The organism is Noviherbaspirillum sp. ST9, from assembly GCF_048799745.1.
Taxonomy (GTDB): Bacteria; Pseudomonadota; Gammaproteobacteria; order Burkholderiales; family Burkholderiaceae_D; genus Noviherbaspirillum.
Window position 1 is genome coordinate 1 of record NZ_JBLWFR010000229.1, and the last position, 507, is coordinate 507.

At 39.3% G+C, this 507-nt stretch carries 1 protein-coding gene; it reads left to right on the forward strand.

The genetic code is table 11. The features are described from left to right. Positions 1 to 142: 142 nt before the first annotated feature. Positions 143 to 507: M16 family metallopeptidase (locus ACNOHI_RS25670; protein WP_420477546.1), on the forward strand; the 365-nt coding region annotated here is incomplete at its 3' end.

Here is a 507-nt window from a genome sequence, read left to right on the forward strand (position 1 = left end):
CTGGCTTTCAAAAGAAGTGGACTGTTCAAAAAATAATTCTTTAATAATAAAGCTGGTAAGCAATACGAAAAACTATACGCTCGGCTTGCCGGGACCGGATAAGAAACAACAGCAGCTTAAACTGATAAAAGTTAAATAACAAATGAAGAAGGCAAGAAAGCTTTTGCTTTTTGCTTCACTGCTGGTTGCTGTCAGTAATATATTGGCACAGCCGATACCGCAGGATGCAAAACTGGTAAAAGGTAAACTTAAGAATGGCTTTACCTACTATATCTATCCAAACAATAACCCAACAAATCAGTCGGTACTCCGTCTGTTTGTAAATGCGGGTTCTCTTCAGGAGAACGAAGATCAACAGGGACTCGCTCATTTTGTTGAGCACATGGCCTTTAATGGTACAAAACATTACTCCAAGAATGAGGTGATCCAGTTCCTTGAATCAAAAGGAGTAAAGTTTGGCGCGGATCTGAATGCCCATACAAGCTTCGATGAAACAGTATATAAAAT